Below are 22,905 nucleotides of genomic sequence, written 5' to 3'. Positions count from 1 at the left end.
AATGCTTCTAGCCATCGACTGCGGCAACACCAATACCGTTTTCTCGATCTGGGACGGTGAGGAATTCGTCTGCACGCTGCGCACGTCTACGCACCATGCCCGTACGGCGGATGCCTATTTCACTTGGTACTCTACGCTGGTCAAACATTATGAGATCCAAGCTGATATCACCGATGTGATTATCGCCTCGACCGTGCCGCGTGTGGTTTTCAATCTGCGCGTCTTTGCGGACCGGTTCTTTGGCTGTCGCCCATTGGTCGTGGGCAAGCCGGAGTGTCTGCTGCCTGTCAGCCCGCGCATTGATGAGGGTACGGTCCCTGGCCCGGATCGCCTGGCCAATGCGGCCGGGGCATTTGAACGGCATGGTGGGGATGTGGTTGTTGTCGATTTTGGAACGGCCACCAACTTTGACGTGGTGTCTTCGGATGGAGCATATGTCGGCGGCATCATCGCCCCAGGTGTAAACCTGAGCCTTGAGGCGTTGCACCAGGGGGCCGCCGCGTTGCCGCATATCGACATCACACGTCCCGAAAAAGTGATTGGAACAAATACGGTTGGCTGCATTCAATCTGGCGTGTATTGGGGCTATTCCGGTCTGATCGAAGGGCTGATTGCCCGGATCAAGGCGGAATATGGCATGCCAATGAAAGTCGTGGGAACCGGGGGGCTTGCGCCTCTGTTCGATCAGGCAGATGTTGGGTTTGACGCTATAGAAGACGATTTGACGATGCACGGACTGACCGTGATCCATCGCTATAACAAGGAAAATGGCTCAACATGAGCAGTGAACGACTGATCTATCTGCCCTTGGGCGGGGCGGGCGAAATTGGGATGAATGCCTATGTCTATGGCTATGGCAAGCCGGGAAAGGAGAAGCTGATCCTTGTCGATCTTGGTGTAACCTTCCCAGATATGGACACAACACCCGGTGTCGACCTGATCCATGCCGATATCAGCTGGCTAAAAGAACGTGCCGACCGGCTTGAGGCGGTATTCGTCACCCATGCCCACGAAGATCATGTCGGCGCTGTGGCGCATTGCTATGACGACTTGGGCGCCCCGATCTATGCACGCGCCTTCACCGCAAATCTCGCGCGTCGCAAGATGGAAGAGAAAGCCCATCCGACAGACGCGGTTCAGACCCTGTCAGCCTGGCCTGAACAGGTGACGGTTGGCCCGTTTACAGTCGGGTTTTTGCCGGTATCGCACTCTATCCCCGAAAGTGCGGCGCTTGTCATAGACTCGCCTGCGGGGCGGATCGTGCATACTGGGGATTTCAAGCTGGATGCCAACCCTGTAGTAGGTGAACCGTTCGATCAAGACCTTTGGGCAGAGATTTCAAAGGACGGTGTGAAAGCATTGGTCTGCGACAGCACAAATGTGTTTTCAACGCATGCGGGCCGCTCGGAATCCGAGGTCGGGCCCGAGATCACCAAATTGGTCGAAAATGCCAAATCAATGGTGGTTGCGACGACTTTTGCCTCGAATGTCGCACGGGTGAAGACGCTGGCCGAGGCTGGGCAGCGCGCGGGACGCTCGGTCGTTCTGTTAGGTCGTGCGATGCGGCGGATGATCGAGGCCGCGACGGAAACCGGTATTCTTACGGATTTTCCCAAGGTTATCAGCGCCGAAGAGGCCGTAGATATCCCGCGCCAGAACCTGATGCTGATCGTAACCGGCAGCCAGGGCGAACGCCGTGCGGCCAGTGCCCAGCTTGCACGCGGTAAATACCGCGGGATCGAGTTGAAGGAAGGCGATCTGTTCCTGTTCTCGTCGAAGACGATACCGGGCAATGAGAAGGGCGTAATCTTCATCATGAACCAGCTCAGCGAAAAGGGCGTTGATGTGGTGGATGACAGCTCGGGTCTGTATCACGTCTCTGGCCATGCCAACCGGCCTGATCTGGAAAAAGTGCACGCCATAGTCAACCCGCAGATGGTTATTCCCATGCATGGTGAACACCGACATCTGCGAGAACATGCTAAACTGGCCGAAGCGGGTAGTCGTACCGGGGTTGTGGCAGTCAATGGCACGATGCTGGATCTCAGCGGCAATGCCCCCAAGGTCGTCGACTACGTCGAGACAGGCCGAACTTATCTGGATGGAACCGTAAAGGTCGGAGCTTTGGATGGAGTTGTCCGCGACCGCATTCGCATGGCCTTGAACGGGCATGTGACCGTGACGGTTATTTTAGACGAAGAAGACGAACCGTTGGGTGAACCCTGGTGCGATACGATGGGCTTGGCCGAGACCGGAACATCGCGCGCAGCACTGGTCGAAGTTCTGGAAGAGGACCTGAACCAATTCCTCATGCGGGCGGATACCAAAACCCGGCGCGACGATGACAAGCTGGAAGAGGCATTGCGCCGGATCGTGCGTCAGACAGCAAAGACCGAGATCGGCAAAAAGCCCGAGGTGACTACGGTGATCAGCCGAATGAAGTAGGTTCGGCTAGAAGTCCTGTTCGGACATTGGATAGCCTTTGATCTGTAAGAACAGGCTTTGTTCTTCTTGATTGAGGAAGAACGGGACGCTTTGGGGTGGTTCGGGTCGTGTGACCCGGGCTGCAACTTCGGCCAGAACAACTTCGGTTATGAAGGGAAGATCAAGCTCGCGCGCCTTGTTCAACGGAACCCATTGCAGGTGAGACAACTCATCCGAAGCGCGGCCAAAGTCATCCAGATCGCCTTGCAGGGCGTCTGCATCTACCAAAAAGAATCGTGCATCAAAACGGCGCGTACGGCCGGGCGGGGTGACGGCGCGAAAAACAAACTGCAATGCCTGTGCAGAGGGCAGAAATCCTGCCTCTGCATAGCTTTGCCAGTCAATCGGCACCTCACCTGTCCAAGCGCCGGGAACTCCAAGCACCAGGCCGGTTTCCTCCCAGAGCTCGCGGATTGCGGCGGCCGCCAAAGCATTCTGCAGCCCGGGCGGAGACTGTTCAGTAAGCCGATCGCGGCAGAGCTGGGACATGTCAGCCGATAGCGGGACCAGGGCGTCCTCTGCGTCTACCGCGCCACCCGGAAACACGAATTTGTTCGGCATAAAAACGGCTTTTGCGCCCCTTTGACCCATCAAAATGGAAGGGTTCGACATCCGGTCCCGCAACACGATAACAGTTGCAGCGTCCCGTATAGCCGTTTTGTCTGTACTCATCTCAGGGCCGACCCAATCATTCCAGTCATCGGTCCGTTTCGAACCCATGCATCCGTCGTGCCCACTGATAGGCGACAACGGCCCCTTTCAGTCGCGGTAGCAGGAACAGTGTCAAGGCTGTACATCCGAAAGCAAAAATCAGGAACATGTTCAGCGGGTCAGGGCGCCACTGGACATAAGAGATGTGCAAAGCGGGCGCCAGCAGGTGACCGACCAACAGGATCGTCAGATAGGCTGGACCGTCATCCGCACGGTGATGAAACAGTTCCTGACCACAGCTGCTGCAGCTGTCATTCACCTTCAGGTAGCTGTGCAACAGCTTGCCTTCACCGCATTTTGGGCAGCGGCAGCGGAAGCCTTTGATTAGCGCAGGCCGGGTTGGACGGTCGTTCTCGGATATTGTGTCGATCGTTTGATCTGTCATTTTGAAACTCGCGCATTCAGATTGCCCTGATATTGCGCTTGTTTTGCCCCACAGAAAAGGGGGGTGCGTCGCTTTGTGCCGCGACGAGATGCCCGGAAATTAGGTGGTCGTTGGCAGTGAGCAACAGAAAAAAATTAAAATTGGGCGACGGAAACCGAAAACTGCACCGTTTTAACCTATGTGAGCAGCGACAAACCGGTCGCGAGAAACAAAGGAAAACGATATGAAAAGCGCGAAACTTATCCCGGCCATTCTGGTATCGGCCATTGCATTGACAGGCACAACCGCCTTGGCTGTCGGTCCGAAAGGCCGAGAGGACGTGACCTTTCAAGAGCTGGACCTGAACAATGATGGTCAGGTCACGCAGGAAGAAATGCAAACCTATAGGCAACAGCGTTTCACCAATGCCGACACCAATGGCGACGGCATGTTGAGCGTCGACGAGATGCAAGCGGCTAGCCAGAAGAAGGCGAATGAGCGTGTGAATCAAATGTTCGAAAAGCACGATGCCAATCAAGATGGCCTCTTGTCCGATGATGAGTTGCCCAAGCCGCGCCGTGCTGGCAAGATGTTTGACCGCATCGACGCGGACAAAAATGGCACGATCTCGGAACAGGAATTTGCCGATGCGAAAAACCGGATGGGCTGGCATCACAAAAAACGTGACAAGGCTGGCACCGACGACAGCTAATGAAGGATGCGGGACCTGAGTACCTCATCAACGGGGGCTCGCAGCCAAAGTCTGGCTGCGGGCGACCCCGGAGACGATGCATTGTTGCGGCGGTTCGCCGAGGGTGACGCTGATGCGGCACGCATTTTGACCGATCGGCTTGGGCCGCGCAGTTTTTCGGTGGCGCTCAGGCTGTTGAACGACCGGGCCGAAGCCGAAGATGTCACACAGGAAGCCATGATGCGCCTATGGAAGATGGCGCCGGATTGGGTTGCTGGACAGGCAAAGGTGTCGACTTGGCTTTACCGAGTCACTCTGAACCTGTGTGTCGATATTCGGCGGAAGAAATCGGCGGACAGTCTTTCTGATGTTGCCGAACCTGAAAGCGATGCGATCAGTGCAACCGAACACCTTCAGGATGCCGCCAGGTTGGACGCACTGCAGTTCGCGTTGGCGCAACTTCCGGATCGGCAACGTCAGGCTGTTGTCTTGCGCCATATCGAAGAGTTGCCCAATCCCGAAATCGCGGGAATCATGGATATTTCCGTCGAAGCTGTAGAGAGTCTGACAGCTCGGGGAAAGCGGGCACTGGCACAGCAGTTAGCCGCAAGAAGAGACGAGTTGGGATATGCCGATGGATGAAAATAGCGACCTGAATCACCTGTTTTTACGTGGTCGGCAAGAAAATGAGCCGTTACCCGATGCACTCGCCCTTCGTATTCTGGCCGATGCGGAAACCGTTCGTTTGCAAAGGCTTCAGAAATCACCCCAAGGGTTCTGGGCACAGGCATTGGATAGTTTCTTTGGCTGGCAGGGGATGGGAGGTCTGGCGGCCGCGGGCATTGCTGGCATCTGGATTGGATTGACTGCCCCGGCCTTTTTGCCTGATCCGGCGACGTTGCTTTATTCGCAATCCTCTGGCTTTGAGGTTGCGGATATGGATCTGAATACAATCTTCCTGGAGGAAGGCGAATGAGCGAACAGTCAAAACCTAAACGCCGGTGGATGCCTGTTCTGCTGATCGTGTCCCTTGCTATCAATCTGCTAGTCATCGGTGCGGTTGTTGGCACGGCGCTGCGCGTCAGAAACAATGACCACGTCAAAGCCCCTCCGGGATTTGGATCGGCGCTTTATCGCGCGCTTCCCAAGCATGAACGCCAGGCGATGCGGGCCGAGCTTTCGGGCCTGCACCGCCAAGGTGTCGATCATCGGACGGCGGATTTTCAAGCCCTTAGCGACGCACTTCGCGCCGAACCCTTCGCGGTTGACGCTGTAGAGACTTTGTTGGGTCAGCAGGCGCAGGTGATGTCAGAGATGCAGTCTGCTTTGCAGGAGCAGTGGCTGATCCGTGTGTCAGCCATGAGCCCGAAAGAACGCGTCGAATACGCTGATCGTCTGGAAGATGTGGTGCACCGAAAATCGAAAGCGGGCAGAAAACGCGACTGACCGGATCAGGCTGCGTGATTCTGGACCATGACCTGATTGCGTCCCGCCTTTTTCGCAGCATACAGGGCCGTATCCGCAGATTTTATCATGTTGTCCAATGGTGCGGGTGGGATGCCCTGGCGAAACGTGTTGTCATCGGCTGTAATGAGGCCGATGCTGATTGTCACTGCGATTGGTTCGGCGGCCTCGGATAGGTCAAATGGACACTGACAGATGTCGTCGCAGACGGTTCGTGCGATCCCCAATGCCCGCGGCCCCGTAGTTTCAGGCAGACCGATCAAGAATTCTTCGCCCCCAATCCGTGCCACAAAGCCGTCAGAACCAATGGAATTGCGCATGCGCTTGGCTGTTTCGATCAAGACCTGATCGCCTCCGGCATGGCCAAACTTGTCGTTGATTGATTTGAAATGGTCCAGATCGGCCACCATCACGGTAAACCCGAGCCCGGTCAGCGCAGACTGCCGGGCGATTTGCTTCAATGCTCGCATTGCATAGCGGCGGTTATGCAGGCCGGTCAGTGGATCCACCCAGGATTCCGCGATGCCACGCCGCAAAGAATCCCGCATCTGGTCAATTCGGCTTTTGCGGGCAAGCTGGTTATCAAGCCGCAACAGAGTTTCACGGGGGCAGAACCCCGCCATACAGATGGCATCCGCGCCGCGATCCAGCGCTTCGGCAGCCAGAGACGCGTCATCCTTTCTCAAGATGCCGATCAGCACTGTGTGCCGTGTTGCCCCGCGCGATTTCAAATCCGCCAGAACACTCAGGCCTGAAGATTCGCCATCAATTTCGACAATAACCGCGTCCGGGATGGGGCCGGAAAGCAGGCGGTGAAGGTTCGATATCGTGTGAATTGACAAACTGTGATGCGTATGTTCGGACAGCGCCTTCTGCCAAAGCGCCCCGGTTTTAGCGGATTGCGTCAGTAGGGCGGCGCGCGCAGCTTTGGGTGGCGTGGCAAAGGTGCTTGTCGCTTCGGCAAATCCCAAACATGGCGATCCGCTATTGTCTTGCAATTCCTGCGTATCGGCGCGTGCCCGTAACAAGCTGCGAACCCGAGCTAGCAACAACGTGTCCTTGAACGGGTGCGCCAATACATCGTCCAACCCATCTGACAATGCCCTCAACCTTGCGGATTTGTCGTTTTGCGGCGCGATAGCGACAATGGGAATATCCGCCAGATCCGGGTCGGCCATTACCACTTTCTTGACATCAGCCGCCGATCCATCCGGCAATGACTGCGCGGTTAAGATCAAATCGGGGCGCACACGTTTCAGCAGCCCATCAAGACCCCGCAGATTTTCCCCCTGTGCGACGTGATACCAGGCCGCAGTAAGCTGTACCTTCAGCATAATTCGATTGGTTGAGGTCCCGTCCAGGACAAGGATCGTTCCTTGCACCGACATATCAGTCACCGTTGATTGCATGCGTTGCTAAAGTGTTTATGACTCTGGTTAACAAACCCTTTCCAATATCAGATCAGGGGCTTCTTTATGCCAATTTCCGCTCAATCCGCCGAAACGCTGGCGCTGAATGCCCTTGCCTGGCTTGTGGGCAATGATGACCTGCTGCCTGTATTTCTGGGTTCGACGGGGGCTTCGGTGCAGGACATAAAAGACAGGGCGGCAGAGCCGGAGTTTCTGGGCTCTGTTCTGGATTTTCTAATGCTTGACGATTCGTGGGTAGTCGAGTTTTGTGACGTCAATTCTGTGCCGTATGATCAGCCGGGCCAGGCCCGCGCCTTGTTGTCTGGCGGCGCGGAAGTTCATTGGACCTGAAAGCCTACCGGGCAGGAGTTTCACAATGCCAATCCAAGCCATCCTGTTCGACAAAGACGGTACCTTGTTTGATTTCGCGGAAACCTGGGGCACGTTCGGGCGCAATTTTTTACTGCGAGTGACGAACGGAGATCATGCCCGGGCGGCCGAGCTTGGGCAGGTGATCGGCTTTGACCTCGAACAGGTTGCCTATTCTGAGGACAGCGTTGTCATTGCGGGCACCGTCGAAGAAATCGCCGAGGTTCTAGAGCCGCACCTCCCGGAAATGCCGCGCGAAGAGTTGGTGGATCTGTTGAATGCCGAGTCAGCCTCATCTCCGCAAGCCCAGGCCGTTCCGCTTATCCCGTTCCTTGATGAGCTGCGCGAGGCTGGGCTGAAACTGGGTGTTGCGACCAATGACGGAGAGATGCCCGCATCCGAACATCTTTCGTCTGCAGGGATCCGCGAACATTTCGATTTTGTAGCCGGTTATGACAGTGGGCACGGATTCAAGCCAGGTCCGGGTCAACTCTTCGCCTTTGCGCAGCATGTGGGGGTAAACCCAGAAAACATAGCAATGGTGGGCGACAGCCTGCATGATCTGCAGGCCGGACGGGCAGCAGGTATGAAGACGATCGGGGTTCTGACGGGTATGGCGCGTGCAGAAACGCTCGAAGCGATGGCGGATGTCGTCTTGCCAAACATCGGACATATACCTGCTTGGTTGTACGAAAAGGCGTGATCGGGCTGTAAATTCGGCGGTTCAGACGTCGAAACCGACATAGCCTGTCGCAGACAGAGCGGCCAACAGTACGCGTTCGGGGCTTGCTTCTAGAAAGCCAAGTTCCGAGGAGTGTCCAATGGCCGACAAGAAAGCACGCAGAGGTCGCAGCGGAGGACGGGCCGGTGCCGCCGAGAGACGGGGCGCAGCGGTTATTGATCAGATGCCGTGGAGCCCTCCGATCAACACCGACAAACCAACCGAACCGTTGGACGAGATTGGCGTCGCGGCGATCCACGAGGGCGCAATGCGGATTCTCGAAGAGATCGGGATCGAGTTCTACAACGAAGAGGCAATCGGAATCCTGCGTGAGGCCGGATGTACGATCAACGGCGACAACGTTCGAATGGGCCGGGACTTTGTCATGGAAATGGTGCGTAAAGCCCCATCCACCTTTACCATCACACCGCGTAATCCCGACCGCGCAATCGAGATCGGGGGCAAAAACCTGCTGTTCGGAAATGTGTCGTCCCCGCCGAACTACTGGGATATGGAGATTGGCACCAAGGTACCGGGAAATCGCGAGATGTGCCGGAACCTGTTGAAGCTGACGCAGTATTTCAACTGTATCCATTTTGCCGGCGGATACCCGGTCGAGCCAGTGGATATACATGCCAGCGTCCGGCATCTGGATGTTCTGTACGACAAGCTGACTCTGACCGATAAGGCGATGCATGCCTATTCGCTGGGCAAGGAACGCGTCGAAGACGTCATGGAAATGGTGCGGATCGCAGGGGGGCTGAGCCATGAAGAATTCGAAGCCAAACCGAGGATGTATACTAACATCAACTCGACCTCACCGTTGAAACACGATCAGCCCATGATCGACGGATGCCTGAGGTTGGCGCGGCGCGGGCAGGCGATTGTTGTGACGCCGTTCACCTTGGCCGGGGCGATGGCCCCCGTCACAATGGCCGGTGCAGTAGCGCAATCCCTGGCCGAGGCGCTGTGCGCGATTGCCTTGTTCCAATATGTGCGACCAGGGATTCCTTGTGTCATCGGTACGTTCACCTCAAATGTGGATATGAAATCTGGTGCTCCGGCTTTTGGAACGCCGGAATACATGCGGGCGACACAGATGACCGGCCAGATGGCCCGATTTTATGACCTGCCCCTGCGGTCTTCGGGTGTCTGCGCGGCAAACGTTCCGGATGGCCAATCTGTGTGGGAGACCTCGAACTCATTATGGGCGGCGGTGCAATCGGGCACCAACATGGTCTATCACGCTGCAGGTTGGCTTGAGGGTGGCCTGATCGCAAGCCCTGAAAAGTTCATTATGGATTGCGAGATATTGCAGCAAATTCAGCGGTATATGCAGCCGGAATTGACGGCAACCGGCCCTGACGAGATTGCTCTGGATGCGATCCGGTCAGTCGGCAATGACGGGCATTTCTTTGGCATTCAGCACACTCAGGATCGCTATACCACCGCGTTTTATCAGCCGTTTCTGAGTGACTGGAAGAACTATGAGGGTTGGGAACTCGCAGGAGGCGTCTGGACCGCTGAGCGCGCGCATCACATGTTCAAGGAAATCATCACCAGCTTTGAAGCTCCGGCAATGGATGAGGGCATCCGGGAAGAGCTTGCTGACTTTGTCGCACGACGCAAAACCGAAGGCGGAGCGCCGACAGATTTCTAGCGTAATCTCAGTTACTTCCACTTCGATACTTGCGTAAATTCTATGTGGTGACGCCCGTGTGTTGGGTGTTTGTTAACAAATTTCAGAGCAAACTGCGTGAGAAACCAATTTGAGGTCTCTCATGCATGGTCTGATCAACCGGGCGATTCAATCCTTTGTTGCGGTGACCTACGGACAGCCGTGCTGGATGCGCGTGATGGATTCAGCCGAACTGGGCTTTGCCGAGTTCGAGGCCATGCTTGTTTACGACGATGATGTTACCGAGCAGGTATTGGATGAGGTATGCACGGTCCTGAAACGTTCACGCAGTGACGTTCTTGAAGATCTGGGAACGTACCTTGTGTCTCATCCCAACATGGAAGACCTGCGCCGTCTGTTGCGATTTGGCGGTGTCAGCTATCTGGAATTTCTCCATTCGCTTGATGATCTGTCTGACCGGGTCAGATTGGCCGTATCGGATCTGAATCTTCCGGCGCTTGAATTGCACGAGCTTTCACCGACGGAATACAGATTGTCCTGCCATCCAGGTCTACCTGGGTTTTCAAGCGTCATGGTTGGCGTATTGCGCGCGATGGCTGATGATTACGGGGCTCTGGCCATGCTATCGCATGAGGGCCAGCAGGATGAGATCGAGTTTATCTCAATCGTTCTGGTAGAAAGCGCTTTTTCAGAAGGTCGGCATTTTGATTTAGGGGCGCGAAAAGCATGATGAACGCGAATAATCTGGCAGAGCTTTTACAAACCCTGTGCCCGATGTTTTTGCTGGTGAACGAGGATGGAAAAGTGACCCGCGTCGGATCAACCTTGCAAAAGCTGCGCCCTGAAAAGCCGATGGAAGGTCAGAGCTTTCTGGATATCTTTGAGCTGCTTCGCCCTAGGGCGGTTACCACGGTTTCAGGCTTGATGTCCCAGGCCGGCACCAAGTTACAGCTCAGGTTCCATGACGCCCCGCGCACAGCATTGAAGGGCCTTATCGCTCCGCTGCCCAATGGTAAGGGGGCGGTCATCAATCTGTCTTTCGGAATATCGATTTTGGATGCGGTCCGGGACTATGCCCTGACCAGTGCGGATTTCTCGGGCACTGATCTGGCGATCGAATTATTGTATCTGGTCGAGGCGAAATCGGCAGCGATGGAGGCGTCCAGATCTCTGAACCTGCGCCTTCAAGGAGCGATGCTTGCCGCCGAGGAAAAGGCATTTACAGATACACTGACGGGGCTGAAAAATCGCCGGGCGATGGATGTTCTATTGGATCATATGATCTCGTCCAAATCTCCATTCGCGCTGATGCATCTGGATCTTGATTTTTTCAAATCGGTCAATGACCAATTCGGGCATGCCGCAGGCGACTATGTGTTGCAACAGGCGGCGCGGATCATGGGTGAGGAAACCCGCGGAGACGATACAGTGGCGCGTGTCGGCGGGGACGAATTTGTAATTATATACAAAGGATTGACGGACGAGGGTGTTCTCTCTGCAATCGCCAGCAGGCTGATCGAACGGCTGCGGGAACCGATGATGTTCGACAACCTGTCGTGCCAGGTTTCGGCCAGTATAGGCACGGCGCTTTCGACCCAGTTTCCATCGCTTAAACCGGCTGAGATTTTGCATGCGGCAGACCTTGCCCTGTATGCGGCCAAGCGAAATGGCCGGTCTCGCCACTGTCTATATTCGCAGCTTGTGGATCACTCACACAGATAGGTTTCCCCCTAAAGGAACCGGCAAAGTGTATGTGGTCAGACGACTCTATTTCGATGAAGAAAAAGCTTTGAGAACGGACGCTATGTGTTGCTGCACCAGCGGCAGTTCACCTACAACCGGTAAAACCTGTCCCTTGAACTTGGCCTTGCTTAGTTCTTGCGGCACATCCTCAAGAACATGGCCACCCGTGCAGGCAAAAAATGGCAAACACAGGGTTTGGGCGCCGGTTCCTGCGGCGGCCACAGAAATCGAAGGGGCCTCTTCGACAAACCCAAGGCGCAGGGATCCAAGTGGAATCAGTTGCAACAAAGCGTCGCCGAATGCCGTTGCAACGGCGGATGGGTTTCTGCTGCGGCCCGATCCATGCGCAGCGATCACAAGGTCCGTTTCTTGTGACCGCCAGTCTTTGTCCTGCAGCGTTCCCTCAAGGGTTTGCGCGACCAACTGGGGCAATTTCGGGTCCGCGCCCAAGGGATCTAGAATAGGGTTTCGGCGGTCACCAATACGTTTTGGCAGCACATCTGTGACAAACCACCCTTTGGCCATGAATAGGGGATAGATGACGGCGTCGCCGGGAATCTTGTCCAGTGCGCTGTCAAGTGCCCCAGGGGCTGCCAGCGTTGCAGAATGAACCGAAACACCGGCACACAGGGCATTTACATCGGCCGCATAAGCCGCCAAGGCCGCTTCGGCTGGTTCTGGGTCAGAAGGTTGGCCATGGGTAACGATAAGGGCGTGTGTCATAAATCTGTCCTGTCCGCTTTAGCGATAGGTGCGCCGCGTCGTGTAAAAGTCAATCCGCCTGCCGCACCGTCAGCCCAATAGGGTCAGCCAAAACCAGACGCTCAGGATAGATACTGCCGTACCCAACAGAACAGAGGATGCAGCAACCCGTTTGGCGCGGCCATAGATGTTTGCAAAGATATAGGCGTTGAAACCAGGGGCCATGGCGGCTGTCATCACTCCGGACCGGAATAGATCCTGTGGCAGTCCAAGGGTGGATCCGAAAAGCCAGAAAAGGCTCGGGTGCAGCAGCAGAGAAACGCCGCAGACAAAGGCGATCGCCCTTAGGTCACCTTCGGGTCTGTATTTAACCAGAACGCCCCCAAGCGCGAATAGCGCGCCGGGAAGGGCCGCGCGGGTCACCAGGCCAAGGGCATCATCCACAACGGCTGGCACGCCGAGCCCGGACAGATTTACGATGAAACCCAGTGAGATCCCGACAATCAGAGCGTTGCGAAACATCGCGGTCAGGACCGAGCGAACCATTCGCGATCCTCCGTGACCCCGGTTCCGGATCACCTCCATTACCGTGATGCCTAGGCCGTAACAAAACGGCGAGTGAAAGGCGATGACGGCATAATTGCCCGTAAGGCTTTCAGGGCCATAAGCCCGTTCAGTAATCGGCAATCCCAGCAGGACGGAATTGGAGAACAGGCAGCAAAAACCGATTGCGACGCAATCCTCCCATTCGCGGTTGAAGATCAGTCGCGCGCCGAACAGGCCGGCACAAAAGCAAAGCGCAGCAGCAGAATAAAAGCTGATCAACAGCTTAGGATCAAAACTGACACTGAGGTCGAGATGTGAAATCGCAAGAAACAGAAGGCAGGGGATTGCAAAACCCTGAGTGAACTTCATCAGCCCATCAATGTGGTTTTCCTTGAAGTATCCAAGAAGAGTGGAGACGTAACCTGCTCCAATAACAAGAAAAACTGGAAGGATGACTTCAATGAGATTTTGCAGCATGTCAGCGTTCCGCAACAGTTTTCAGCGCGGGAAGGGATATCTGCATGATCTCGGCCAGGGCTCTACAGAGCCTGATGTATCACCATGCCGTCATAAGCAGGGGTGATGTTGTCTGCGGTTTCTGCGTCGACCGTGGTATAGTCAAGATCGATATGCATGTTGGTCAGAACCGCGGTTTTTGGTTGCAACAGGTCGATCCAGCCAAGGGTCTTTTCCAGATGCGCATGGGTCGGGTGCGGGGACCGGCGCAGCGCGTCGATCACCAGACAGTCCAGACCCTCTAATGTGGTCCAGGCATCGTCATATATCTCTGCCACGTCCGGCAGGTAGGCCAGATTGCCCATTTTGAAACCAAGCGCGTCGATTGAACCGTGGTTCACCTTAAAGGGGTGAAATGGGATAGGGCCTCCGGGGCCAGTGATCTCGAACGGGCCGTCGATTGTCTTGAGGTTGAGGATCGGCGGGTAGGGTGAGTTTTCGGGTTGGATGAAGGCATAGCCAAATCGGCCCAAAAGATCATTCTGGGTGTCACCATCAGCCCAGACCGGCACCCGTTCGCGCATGTTGAAGACAATCATGCGCAAGTCGTCAATGCCGTGGACGTGGTCGGCATGGGAATGGGTATAGACCACCCCGTCCAACCGCCCGGTGCCGGTGTCCAGTAGCTGGCTGCGCATGTCCGGCGTTGTGTCGATCAGAACCGTGGTGGTGCCTTCGGGCCCGTCACGCTCGACCAGCATCGAGCAGCGGCGGCGGATGTTCCTGGGGTTTTCGGGGTCGCAGTCGCCCCAGTGACCGCCAAGACGTGGCACTCCACCTGACGAACCGCAGCCCAAAATGGTGCAGCGCAGCGTGGTCATGCCGCCGCCTTGTAAGAGGCGACCTTGGTGAAAAGTCTTTCGAAATTGGCCTGCGTCTGCGCCGCGAAATCGGCATAGTCCATGCCAAAGACCTCCGCGCCTTTGCGGGCGGTGTGGGCGGTATAGGCCGGTTCATTCCGTTTGCCGCGAAACGGGGGCGGCGCCAGATAAGGTGCATCGGTTTCAACCAGGATGCGGTCTACTGGCGCATTTGCGAAAATATCGCGCAATTCCTGGCTTTTGGGAAAAGCGGCGATGCCCGACATGGACAGGTAAAACCCAAGATCCAGGGCGGACTGTGCCAGCTCGGCCGAAGACGAAAAACAATGCATCACACAGGAATAGGGGGCATTGCTGTGTTCTTCGGCCAGAATGCGGGCCATGTCTTCGTCCGCCGCGCGCGCATGAATGATCAAAGGCAGTCCGGTACGCTGGGCGGTCTCGATATGAACGCGCAGGGATTGCTGCTGAACCTGCGCACTGTCGGCGGTATAATGATAATCCAGCCCGGTTTCACCGATACCAACAAACTTGGGGTGCTGTGACAGTGCCACCAGCTCGTCCACAGTTGCCATCGGTTCATCGACTGCACTCATCGGATGCGTGCCTGCCGCGTAGAATACCGGCGCGTGAGCCTCAGCTATGGCGCGCACAGTGGGCTCGTTCCTCAGCCTGGTGCAGATCGTCACCATCCGGGTCACACCGGCTTCGGCCGCATTTGCGACGATCAAGTCCAACTGTCCTTCAAAATCGGGGAAGTCCAGATGGCAATGGCTGTCGGTGATTTGGGGGGTGTCGCTCATCTGTTCTGACCGGCGGTTTCCTCTATCTTGAACACCGTATCTAGGACCAGAGCGGCAGGGTCAAGGTTCACCGCCTGCCCGTGGCGGGCGCGGGCGGTGATCTGGGCTGCGGTTTCCGCCCAAAGGCGTGCCTGCTCCGGCGATTTGGACAAACGGGACAGGATATCACCTTCGTTTGGCGCGGCCTCTGGCAAGGGCGGGGCACCGGTCGCACCGGTCACCGCAAGCCGTGACAAGGCAATGTCGATCAGCGTCAGCAGCAATTCAAACCGCTCAGCCGCTCCGCGCTGTGCGGCGGCCTCGGCCAAGGCCAGAGCGCGTTGCCTGTCCATCCGGGGCAGGGTGCCCAGGATCGCGATGAACTCGGCATAGATTTCGAGCCCACCAAGATTTATCAGGCGGACGGCGTCCCCAACGGACCCGCTGGCCAGAGCGGCCAGATGGTCGGGGTTTCCAGTCAGCTCAACCCCGGTCTGGGTCAGTGCGGCGTTCATATCTTCCGCGTTCAGCGGCGAAAGGCGCAAGGTACGGCACCGGGATCGGATCGTGGGCAAAAGGCGGGACGGTTGATGCGAAATCAACAGCAGCGTCGTCCGCGCGGGCGGTTCTTCGAGCATTTTCAGTAATGCGTTGGCGGCGCTGACATTCATTTCATCCGCAGAATCTACGATGACGACACGGCGGCCCCCATCGGCCGAGGACAGGCCGAAGAACTTCCCAAGTTTGCGAATGTCGTCCACAACGATTTCATTTCGCAACCTGCCCTGATCGTTCACGGATCGTTTGATGGCGGCCAGGCCAGGCTCGGCACCCGCCAGAATACGATGAACAACCGGATGATCTGGTGGAATCTCAAGCGTTTCAGGGGGAGGTGGCGCGCCAAACAGCCCGTCCTCTTCGACAGCCGGGGTCGCCAGCAGAAACCGGGCGATCCGCCAGGCCAGCGTCGCCTTGCCCACACCTCGGGGGCCGGTCAGCAGCCAGCCATGGTGCAGACGATCAGAAGCATAAGCGCTAAGAAAGGCCTGCTCGGCCCCTGCCTGCCCAAACAGATGTGGCGTTTCGCGCGGATGAAGGGCACCGTGTGCCTGATCCGGGATCGGGATGTCGTTGTTCATCAATCGTCCGTCACAAGGCTTGCATGACGATATCTGTCACATCACGGGCAACGCTGTCCATGTCCCTATTGCCATCGACCAGGCGAAACCGGTCGGAAAATTCATCCGCCAGTTCCAGAAAACCGGCCCGCATCTTCTGTTGCAGGTGAATGCCGAAATCCTCGAACCGTTCTTCGGTGCCCTGCCGGCCCTTGGCCCGAGAGAGGCCGGTTTCAGGATCCATGTCGATCAACACGGTCAGATCCGGTTCACGTTTGATCATCAGCTTATGCAACTGATCGACCAAACCACGCAGGTCGCCGCGAGATAGGCCCTGATACATGCGGGTGCTATCGGCGAAACGGTCGCAGATGACGATCTTGCCCGCAGTCAAAGCGGGTTCAATGGTGCGTTCCAGATGGTCGCGTCGCGCAGCAGTGAACAGCAGGATTTCCGTCTCAGCTGACCAGCGATCGGGATCGCCTTCAAGAACCAGTCTGCGGATTTCCTCGGCCCCGTCAGAGCCGCCAGGTTCACGCGTCAGAACGACATCATGCCCGAGCCCGCGCAAATGCTCGGCCAGCAGGCGCGCTTGCGAGGATTTGCCCGATCCGTCAATGCCTTCGAAGGTTAGAAACAACCCGCCCGCCGTCACATCGCGCCCAACGGGTTACCGATGACATCTTTCGCAACAATGCCGCCAACTGTCATAATCCGCACGAAGAAACCGCCCTTTTCGACGCTTTCCGCTGCAACCAGGGGTCTGCGTATCTCGGGCAGGCCATCGGGCTTGATGACAAGCTCAGCGATTTCCTGTCCTTTGGCGATGGGGGCCTCAAGCGGACCGTCATAGACGATTTCGGCCTCAACATTCTTATCCCCGAGAACAGGCAGCAGCAGTGTCAAATCCTCTTGAGGGACAAGATCAACCGTTTTCGAAGTGCCCATCCAGATATCGGCTTGTCCTATCGGTTTTTCTGCTTCGGCAAGCTGCCTCTCGACAAAATTTCGAAACGACCAGTTAACGACGGCCTCAGCCTCCTCTGCGCGGCGGGCGACGCTGTCGAGCCCCGACAAAACGAAAATGACCCTGCGATCCCCCTGCTGTGCCGATCCTACAAGGCCATAGCCCGCTTCTTGCGTGTGGCCAGTCTTTAGCCCATCCGCACCAATCCCAAGTTTCAGTAAGGGATTCCGGTTACGCGAATTTGACGGCACCCGGTTGTCGAATTCGAACTCTTCCTCGGCGAACAGAGGGTAATATTCGGGAAAGTCGCTAATCAGATGGTCGGCCAGAATGGCGAGGTCACGCACAGACATCATGTGGCCTGCGGCTGGCCATCCGTTCGAATTCGCAAAGTTCGAATTATTCATGCCCAGCTGTTGCGCGCGTTGGGTCATGAACCGGGCAAACCCAGCTTCGGTTCCGTCCGGGCTGAGGGCTTCGGCGATAACAACACATGCGTCATTTCCTGACAGGACTATGATCCCGCGCAGCAGGTCTTCGACCCGGACACGGTCCTGCGTGTTCAGGAACATGCTTGAGCCCTTATAGCTGGTCGCATGTTCGGAAACCGGAAGTTCCTCATTCAGTTCCAGGCGACCGTCCCGCAGCGCTTCGAATGCTACAAACAGGGTCATGAGTTTGGACATGGACGCGGGCGGCAACGGCTGGTCTGCGTCTTTGGACAAAAGAACGGTTCCTGTCGTTTGGTCCATGACATAGGCAGCACGGGCTTGCGTATCGAAAGCTTGTGCGGGCAGGGCAAACATAGCCAAACCGAGGGTCAGTACAGATGATCGAAATGAGGACAGCACGAGGGGGACCTCCTTTTGCTTAATTCTTCACGGTATAGGCGTCAGAAAAGCCCAGATCTTTGACGTCGCTTTGCATTGCGTTTCGTTCCGCCCGCGTCAAAGTAGGACCAACGATCACCCTCCAAACAGTTTTGCCATTGGCTTCGAGTTTTTGAACTTTCGCAGGCAACCCGTTTCGCCGAATTTTCTCGGCAGCACCTTCGGCATTTTCTTCAACTGTGAAGGTGCCCACCTGAATAAACGGTTTTGAAAGCGATGAAACGGTGGTTGCCTCAGTGCTGGCTGCGGTTGCTGCCGGGGTAGGGGCGGCCTCTTCGATGGCCGCTGCAGCGCCCTCAATCGGGTCCAGAGGTGTTTCGGTGATTTCGTCGGCAGGCTTCTTTTGCCACCATTTCCGCTTCGGTGCAGCCTCGGTTGGCGGCGTGACAGTGGGATCGGTCAGATTTGCGGTTGGTGCTGGCTCAGGCGCCGCCTCGATAATCTCTGTTGCCGCCTCATCGGTCTTTTCTGCGGTTTCAGCCACGGCTGCAGCTGTCGCAGCACCAGCTGCGGCAACTGGAGCCTTCTTTTGCCACCATTTACGCTTGGCTGGTTTATCAACGTCTTCGGACACATCTGCCGTGGCCTGGCTATCGGTTTTCTTGTCCTGAGGTTCAACCGCCTCAGCCGTTGGGGTCTCTTCGGGTTCAGCGACCTCTTCGGGCTCAGGAGCTTTTTCTTCTACTTTCTCGGCAGGCTTGCGCCGCAGGGCAACAACTTCAACCCGAGTCGGTGCGCCTGCGAGGATACCCAGTTTTGCGGCGGCAGCCGAAGACAGTTGCAGCGCAGGGCCCGGCAGGTTGCGTTCACGGCGGAAAAGTGCGCCGGTTACGGATTTGTTGTTCTTTGTATTCGTTATCCGAACACGTTCAGGCTGTGTAACGTCCGGGTGCGCGACCCAGATTCCGCCCAACGAGGGGCGCCCATCCCACAATCCGGCTTCGGTGACCTTGAAGACATCAGGAGCTTCAACATCATCACGCGCGTTCCTTGTCGTATTGGGAAACAGCTCTAATTTGCCGTCGTCCTGCACGCTTTCGTCCGCCTGCTCGGTGGATGTTCCACCCGATGTCAGGGCCTCGTCGCACCCTGACAGAGCCGCAACTGTTATTACCAGAACCGCCAGTGCCCGCGGTTTTGCGCGTGTCGTGGTCGCTCGATCCATATTTGCAATCCCTTGCCTGAAAGGGGCCTCTTTCATCGTACCCCGCCGCCGATCGCTGGTTCTGAATTGCCAGCCTGTCACGGTCTTTCACGCAAAGCATAGCCTGCACGTTCGGCCATGGAAAGTCTGCTGCACAGGCTTCGGCAAGATTTCCCTATTTGGTCTTGCCACCGTTTAAAGATAGCCTTAGACCCGGCCCCACGCGGGGAGGTGGCAGAGTGGTCGAATGCGGCGGTCTTGAAAACCGTTGGGCGTGAGAGCGTCCCCAGGGTTCGAATCCCTGTCTCCCCGCCACTCATACCTGTCTCACTTCAGTTGTGTTTTCTGATCCGGAATTGTGCCGCAATTCCCGCGAGTTGGCGCATGCGCTTTCAATCAGAGACGGAGCAAACCGTACACTCAGAACGCAATTCAGGCCTCAGTCTCAGTGGCGCATTTTGGCGGGGTCGCTTTGGGAGGGATTTCCCTAATACCCGGCAATTTACAGGGAATTTTCGTGAGATGGGTCTGGAACCCAGAGTTTCTCCTCTCAGAAATGTATGTTTTTCAGAGGTCTATGCTGCAAATTCCCAAAAAGGTGGAGCAGGGAATTGTTCCCACGGATCAAGGAGGGCGAACCCTGTATCTGGGAGGCCGGTTCTTGAGGTGTCAAAAGTCGAACGACATTCCTGTTCGGCCCAATCAAGTGCGTGGGTAACGCTGACCAGACGCTTGAGTGTGAGTTCGGGCGGCCGGGTGCCGTCGAGAATCGCGACCTGAATCTTCGGTGAGAGAAAGGCAGTCAGGTCGCAACTCCCGATGAAGCGAGAGAAATCCTGGACTTGAAAGGAGGGGACCGCGTCGCGTTTTGAGGATAGGATGACTGACATCAACTCCCATCGAGCAACATATTTTTGGATTTCTGAAAACCCCAGGAGATCGAACCATGCGAGTGAGTGTTTTGACATTCAGCGCGCTTCTTACAGGATTTACTGCCGTTCAAGCTCATGCTCAGAACGCGGCTCAGGACATCACCAATCTTTTGCTCAGCAACCGGTCTGGAGACTGCGCGGACTATGCTGGAGTATATTCTGCTTCAGTGGAAGACGTCACGCGACAACAACAATTTCGGCCCATTGATTTCCGTTTGGCTGCGTGATTCATCGCGCTCAAATGAGCGGTGCACATGTCTGATCGGGCGCACCAAGGCCGGCATGAACACAAAGTTACATGCGGTTTGTGACAGATGAGCCCTTTTGCGCTATTGGTTCAAGCACAATGGCGAATGAAGCCCCTGGAATCTGTTTTTCACTGCCGGTTAGGTCAGCAACTACATTAGCGCGAGGGCATTGGTCAGCAGCCCGCCAAATGTCGAATGGTTGCTGGGTGAGCGCGGATATGATGCCGATTGGTTTAGAGAAGCGTTGAAAGACAAAGGGATACGCGCGTGCATCCCAGGCCGCAAACAGCGCAAGACAACTGTCCGATACGACAAGTGCCGCTTCAAACGCCGCAATCGGATTGAGATCATGTTTGGCAGATTGAAGGACTGGCGACGCGGTTCGACAGATGTCCCAAAGTCTTCCTCTCAGAAATCGCTCTCGCCGCTTTGGTCATCTATTCGCTTTGTGTCCTGAGCCTAATGCTTCCTATCTCGACCTCCCTTTTGCGTTTAGACGAAGCAACCGCGGCGAGAACGATGGCCAATGATTTTAGGTTGGTTCTTGCAGATGTTGAGGGCTCTCGGTCGTCTTCAATTGAACAAAGAAGCTCCCCCATGGCGCCACGAAACCCGTCGTTGAACCATTGTCCTTCGAGTGCAGGCCGCGCAATGCCATGCGCTGTCTCAAGTGTCACAGATTGCGTCGACAGATCCGGTCCAACTGATGTCAGGCTACCGGTCGTACCTGCAACGTATGTTGTATCGCGAGGCCCATAGGGAACGCCCCCGTCAAAAACCAGGCTTGCTTGGCCTTGGTCCAAACGAACCAGAGCCTGCGACATCAGAGGCACTTTGTTGGCCTGGCCGCGTGCAGATGTAGCAGTTGCAAAGACGCTTTCTGCTCTATCTCCGACAAGAGACGCAAGAAAGTCGAACCAGTGAATTCCAAAGTCGTAAAGTATCAGCTGGTCGATTTCGTCAAACGGGGTACCTGCAGTCCAGCTGTGATCCCAGTGAATTGAGATATGGGCCGACAGAACATCACCGATCAATCCGGCTGAAACCGCCTCACGCATCCAGGACAGGTGTGGGGCCCAACGACCGTTCTGGTTTACCCCTAGTTTAACGCCCTGATCATCTGCCAGCTTCACAAGGTCATTACCCAGATCGAGGTCGGTAACAAAAGGCTTCTGGCTGAGCACGTGTTTGCCTGCTTGCAGGGCAGCTCTGATGATTGGCACGCGATGTTCAGGGTGCAGCGTGACATCGACAATGTCGATCTCGCTATCGGCAAGAAGCGCCTCCCAGTCATTTTCGATGCGGGCAGACGGGCAGTAAACAGCAGCTTTCTCTTCAGCCTTCGCGCGCGTACGGTTCCAGATTGCAGCGACGTCCCAGCCTGCTGTTCGGTAGGCATCAAGATGGCTTGCAGAAATCCCACCCGTACCAATAACCCCGATCCGGGGTCTATAGCGTCGAGGCATTGGTGGAAGATACTGCAGATCCGGCGCATCGATTTCGTGCCGATGCGCAGATTTTAGTGCGTACTGGTCTGTATTGGCACTGTCTGAGGTCATGCGAGTAACCGAAGTGTTCGTTTTTCATATGCCGAGCGGAGCGCCGTATCGACGATCCGTTGCGCTGTCAGGCAAAGTGCTGGATCCAGTGGCCCTTTGACCGGGTTTTCTCTGGATATGCAGTCAAGGACGTACTCAATCGCATTTCGTTCACCTAACGGTAGCGGAGTCACTGGTATCTCGTGCCGGTCAGGTCGTGTGCGGGTTTGAACCGTTATGTGATCGGCATAATCGGGCGATGAAATGGTGCCGTCTGTGCCCACAAAGACGAATCCGCAAGTTGGTTGAGGTTGCGTTGTCCACGGGTCGGTGAAGGTGCCCCAGCGCGTTTCCATTTTTGAGAGCCCGGTTTCATAACGGCAAACGGCAATGGCGTGTTGATCGACCTCAATCCCCGGTGTCTCATCGACTGTGCATGTCACCTCGATCGGCTCCTTTCCCCCTAAATACCAGGTTCCAAGCGTCGCACCGTAGCCAAGGTAATCCAACAGCGACCCACCGCCCGATGCCCGCTTATACCACCATGAGTTCGGTTTCTGACGCTCAACCTCGTCCGGGGTGACTTCGACCTTGTCGGCCAGATGGTATAGGGGGCCGCGATTTCCGTCGTAGAAATGCACTTCGCGCAGGTTGCCGATCATCCCCTCATCAATCAACCGTTTGGCCGTGACGTGGCTTTCGACCCATCGTAATGGCCAGTTGACGATCAACTGCTTGTCGGTCCTATCCATTGCAGCCATCATGCGGCGCGCATCATCAGAAGATGCGGCAAAGGGCTTTTCGACAAAAACATGCAGGTCGTAAGAGGCCAGACGTTCGGTATATTCCGCATGCTGAGCCGTTGCCACGCAAAGAATTGCCATGTCGTAGGGTCCCGCAGCCATGCATGTGTCGAAGTCGGTAAAGATCCGATCTTCGGGAACGCTGAATGCCGTTGCCGCTGCCTTCATCTTGTCCCAATCAGGATCGAATATACCGGCGATTTCAGCGTCTGGATGATCGTGCACCATCCGAAGCAAGTCACCCATATGCATGTGATCGAAACTGATGCCGACGATCCGGAATTTGGCCATTGGAAACTCCCT

Annotated in this window: 25 protein-coding genes, 1 tRNA gene and 1 pseudogene; 13 read left to right on the top strand and 14 right to left on the bottom strand. The window is 56.1% G+C overall.

From position 1 onward, the window contains the following. The first annotated feature begins 1 nt into the window (after position 1). Both AC2FIP_RS05725 and AC2FIP_RS05720 read left to right on the top strand, forming a co-directional pair. Positions 2-781 carry a type III pantothenate kinase gene (locus tag AC2FIP_RS05725; protein WP_271950166.1) on the top strand — a complete coding sequence of 260 codons (780 nt, stop codon included), beginning with the start codon at positions 2-4 and terminating at the stop codon, positions 779-781. Further along, positions 778-2,445, top strand: coding sequence for a ribonuclease J (locus tag AC2FIP_RS05720; RefSeq protein ID WP_496785492.1), 1,668 nt, complete (start codon positions 778-780; stop codon positions 2,443-2,445). The genes AC2FIP_RS05725 and AC2FIP_RS05720 overlap by 4 nt, the downstream gene beginning before the upstream one ends. Positions 2,446-2,451: 6 nt before the next feature. On the opposite strand, the gene AC2FIP_RS05715 is transcribed toward AC2FIP_RS05720, so the two are convergent. Next, entirely contained in the window at positions 2,452-3,156 is a 705-nt protein-coding gene (locus tag AC2FIP_RS05715) for an NUDIX hydrolase (protein WP_496785805.1), read from the bottom strand. Between the two features lie 25 nt (positions 3,157-3,181). Next, positions 3,182-3,580, bottom strand: coding sequence for a DUF983 domain-containing protein (locus AC2FIP_RS05710; RefSeq protein WP_271950164.1), 399 nt, complete (start codon positions 3,578-3,580; stop codon positions 3,182-3,184). 223 nt (positions 3,581-3,803) lie between these two features. Here AC2FIP_RS05710 and AC2FIP_RS05705 point away from each other — a divergent pair, with 223 nt between their 5' ends. The 4 genes from AC2FIP_RS05705 to AC2FIP_RS05690 are packed head-to-tail and all read left to right on the top strand — an operon-like array spanning position 3,804 to position 5,696. Further along, the gene (locus AC2FIP_RS05705; protein ID WP_142634858.1) at positions 3,804-4,271 is read left to right on the top strand and encodes an EF-hand domain-containing protein; all 468 of its coding nucleotides are present in this window, start codon (positions 3,804-3,806) and stop codon (positions 4,269-4,271) included. A gap of 6 nt (positions 4,272-4,277) precedes the next feature. Then, positions 4,278-4,892: an RNA polymerase sigma factor gene (locus AC2FIP_RS05700; RefSeq protein WP_496785491.1), complete on the top strand. Its 615-nt coding sequence runs from the start codon at positions 4,278-4,280 to the stop codon at positions 4,890-4,892. Next, positions 4,885-5,226 carry a hypothetical protein gene (locus AC2FIP_RS05695; protein WP_496785489.1) on the top strand — a complete coding sequence of 114 codons (342 nt, stop codon included), beginning with the start codon at positions 4,885-4,887 and terminating at the stop codon, positions 5,224-5,226. The genes AC2FIP_RS05700 and AC2FIP_RS05695 overlap by 8 nt, the downstream gene beginning before the upstream one ends. Then, complete coding sequence (locus AC2FIP_RS05690) at positions 5,223-5,696, top strand: periplasmic heavy metal sensor (RefSeq protein WP_496785487.1); 474 nt, start codon at positions 5,223-5,225, stop codon at positions 5,694-5,696. Before AC2FIP_RS05695 ends, AC2FIP_RS05690 begins: the two co-directional genes overlap by 4 nt. 5 nt (positions 5,697-5,701) lie before the next feature. Here AC2FIP_RS05690 and AC2FIP_RS05685 read toward each other — a convergent pair whose 3' ends face one another. Continuing rightward, entirely contained in the window at positions 5,702-7,102 is a 1,401-nt protein-coding gene (locus AC2FIP_RS05685) for a diguanylate cyclase (protein WP_496785485.1), read from the bottom strand. A gap of 87 nt (positions 7,103-7,189) precedes the next feature. Here AC2FIP_RS05685 and AC2FIP_RS05680 point away from each other — a divergent pair, with 87 nt between their 5' ends. The 5 genes from AC2FIP_RS05680 to AC2FIP_RS05660 all read left to right on the top strand — a co-directional run bounded on the left by AC2FIP_RS05680 (position 7,190) and on the right by AC2FIP_RS05660 (position 11,574). Beyond that, positions 7,190-7,474: a DUF3572 domain-containing protein gene (locus AC2FIP_RS05680; RefSeq protein WP_142634849.1), complete on the top strand. Its 285-nt coding sequence runs from the start codon at positions 7,190-7,192 to the stop codon at positions 7,472-7,474. A gap of 25 nt (positions 7,475-7,499) precedes the next feature. Then, the gene (locus tag AC2FIP_RS05675) at positions 7,500-8,195 is read left to right on the top strand and encodes an HAD family hydrolase (protein WP_496785484.1); all 696 of its coding nucleotides are present in this window, start codon (positions 7,500-7,502) and stop codon (positions 8,193-8,195) included. A 118-nt stretch (positions 8,196-8,313) separates the two neighbouring features. After that, positions 8,314-9,873: a trimethylamine methyltransferase family protein gene (locus AC2FIP_RS05670; RefSeq protein ID WP_496785482.1), complete on the top strand. Its 1,560-nt coding sequence runs from the start codon at positions 8,314-8,316 to the stop codon at positions 9,871-9,873. Positions 9,874-9,994: 121 nt separating this feature from the next. Beyond that, entirely contained in the window at positions 9,995-10,582 is a 588-nt protein-coding gene (locus AC2FIP_RS05665) for a heme NO-binding domain-containing protein (RefSeq protein ID WP_496785481.1), read from the top strand. After that, complete coding sequence (locus AC2FIP_RS05660) at positions 10,579-11,574, top strand: diguanylate cyclase domain-containing protein (RefSeq protein ID WP_496785480.1); 996 nt, start codon at positions 10,579-10,581, stop codon at positions 11,572-11,574. The genes AC2FIP_RS05665 and AC2FIP_RS05660 overlap by 4 nt, the downstream gene beginning before the upstream one ends. A gap of 45 nt (positions 11,575-11,619) precedes the next feature. Here AC2FIP_RS05660 and AC2FIP_RS05655 read toward each other — a convergent pair whose 3' ends face one another. The 8 genes from AC2FIP_RS05655 to AC2FIP_RS05620 all read right to left on the bottom strand — a co-directional run bounded on the left by AC2FIP_RS05655 (position 11,620) and on the right by AC2FIP_RS05620 (position 19,102). Next, positions 11,620-12,318, bottom strand: coding sequence for a CbiX/SirB N-terminal domain-containing protein (locus AC2FIP_RS05655; protein ID WP_496785479.1), 699 nt, complete (start codon positions 12,316-12,318; stop codon positions 11,620-11,622). A gap of 69 nt (positions 12,319-12,387) precedes the next feature. Next, a complete protein-coding gene (locus AC2FIP_RS05650; protein ID WP_142634838.1) occupies positions 12,388-13,320 on the bottom strand; it encodes an AEC family transporter in 933 nt (310 codons plus the stop codon). Positions 13,321-13,382: 62 nt separating this feature from the next. Then, on the bottom strand, positions 13,383-14,180 hold the full coding sequence (locus AC2FIP_RS05645) for an MBL fold metallo-hydrolase (RefSeq protein ID WP_496785478.1): 798 nt from the start codon (positions 14,178-14,180) through the stop codon (positions 13,383-13,385). Continuing rightward, positions 14,177-14,983 (bottom strand): TatD family hydrolase, encoded by an 807-nt coding sequence (locus tag AC2FIP_RS05640; protein ID WP_496785476.1) that lies wholly within the window; start codon positions 14,981-14,983, stop codon positions 14,177-14,179. Before AC2FIP_RS05640 ends, AC2FIP_RS05645 begins: the two co-directional genes overlap by 4 nt. Next, positions 14,980-16,101 (bottom strand): DNA polymerase III subunit delta', encoded by a 1,122-nt coding sequence (locus AC2FIP_RS05635; RefSeq protein WP_496785475.1) that lies wholly within the window; start codon positions 16,099-16,101, stop codon positions 14,980-14,982. Before AC2FIP_RS05635 ends, AC2FIP_RS05640 begins: the two co-directional genes overlap by 4 nt. A gap of 10 nt (positions 16,102-16,111) precedes the next feature. Next, positions 16,112-16,735 (bottom strand): dTMP kinase, encoded by a 624-nt coding sequence (gene tmk / locus AC2FIP_RS05630; RefSeq protein WP_496785474.1) that lies wholly within the window; start codon positions 16,733-16,735, stop codon positions 16,112-16,114. Continuing rightward, on the bottom strand, positions 16,732-17,898 hold the full coding sequence (locus tag AC2FIP_RS05625) for a D-alanyl-D-alanine carboxypeptidase family protein (protein ID WP_496785472.1): 1,167 nt from the start codon (positions 17,896-17,898) through the stop codon (positions 16,732-16,734). Before AC2FIP_RS05625 ends, tmk begins: the two co-directional genes overlap by 4 nt. Positions 17,899-17,917: 19 nt before the next feature. Next, entirely contained in the window at positions 17,918-19,102 is a 1,185-nt protein-coding gene (locus AC2FIP_RS05620; RefSeq protein WP_496785471.1) for an SPOR domain-containing protein, read from the bottom strand. A gap of 204 nt (positions 19,103-19,306) precedes the next feature. Here AC2FIP_RS05620 and AC2FIP_RS05615 point away from each other — a divergent pair. After that, positions 19,307-19,396: transfer RNA gene (locus tag AC2FIP_RS05615), tRNA-Ser, on the top strand. A gap of 260 nt (positions 19,397-19,656) precedes the next feature. Here the strand turns inward: AC2FIP_RS05615 and AC2FIP_RS05610 are convergent. Then, on the bottom strand, positions 19,657-20,049 hold the full coding sequence (locus AC2FIP_RS05610; protein ID WP_496785469.1) for a hypothetical protein: 393 nt from the start codon (positions 20,047-20,049) through the stop codon (positions 19,657-19,659). Positions 20,050-20,271: 222 nt separating this feature from the next. Between AC2FIP_RS05610 and AC2FIP_RS05605 the strand changes: the two are divergent. Continuing rightward, positions 20,272-20,708, top strand: a pseudogene (locus AC2FIP_RS05605) (transposase); the annotation flags it as partial. Here AC2FIP_RS05605 and AC2FIP_RS05600 read toward each other — a convergent pair. Together AC2FIP_RS05600 and AC2FIP_RS05595 are read right to left on the bottom strand one after the other, a co-directional pair. Then, on the bottom strand, positions 20,699-21,820 hold the full coding sequence (locus AC2FIP_RS05600; protein WP_496785467.1) for a Gfo/Idh/MocA family protein: 1,122 nt from the start codon (positions 21,818-21,820) through the stop codon (positions 20,699-20,701). The pseudogene AC2FIP_RS05605 and the gene AC2FIP_RS05600 sit on opposite strands and share 10 nt — an antisense overlap. Beyond that, a complete protein-coding gene (locus tag AC2FIP_RS05595; protein ID WP_496785466.1) occupies positions 21,817-22,893 on the bottom strand; it encodes a Gfo/Idh/MocA family protein in 1,077 nt (358 codons plus the stop codon). The genes AC2FIP_RS05600 and AC2FIP_RS05595 overlap by 4 nt, the downstream gene beginning before the upstream one ends. Positions 22,894-22,905 lie beyond the last annotated feature (12 nt).

It is taken from the genome of Ruegeria sp. CDSB114 (assembly GCF_059611025.1).
Note: the sequence above shows the minus strand (reverse complement) of the source record. Positions and strands in the feature narration are given on the sequence as shown.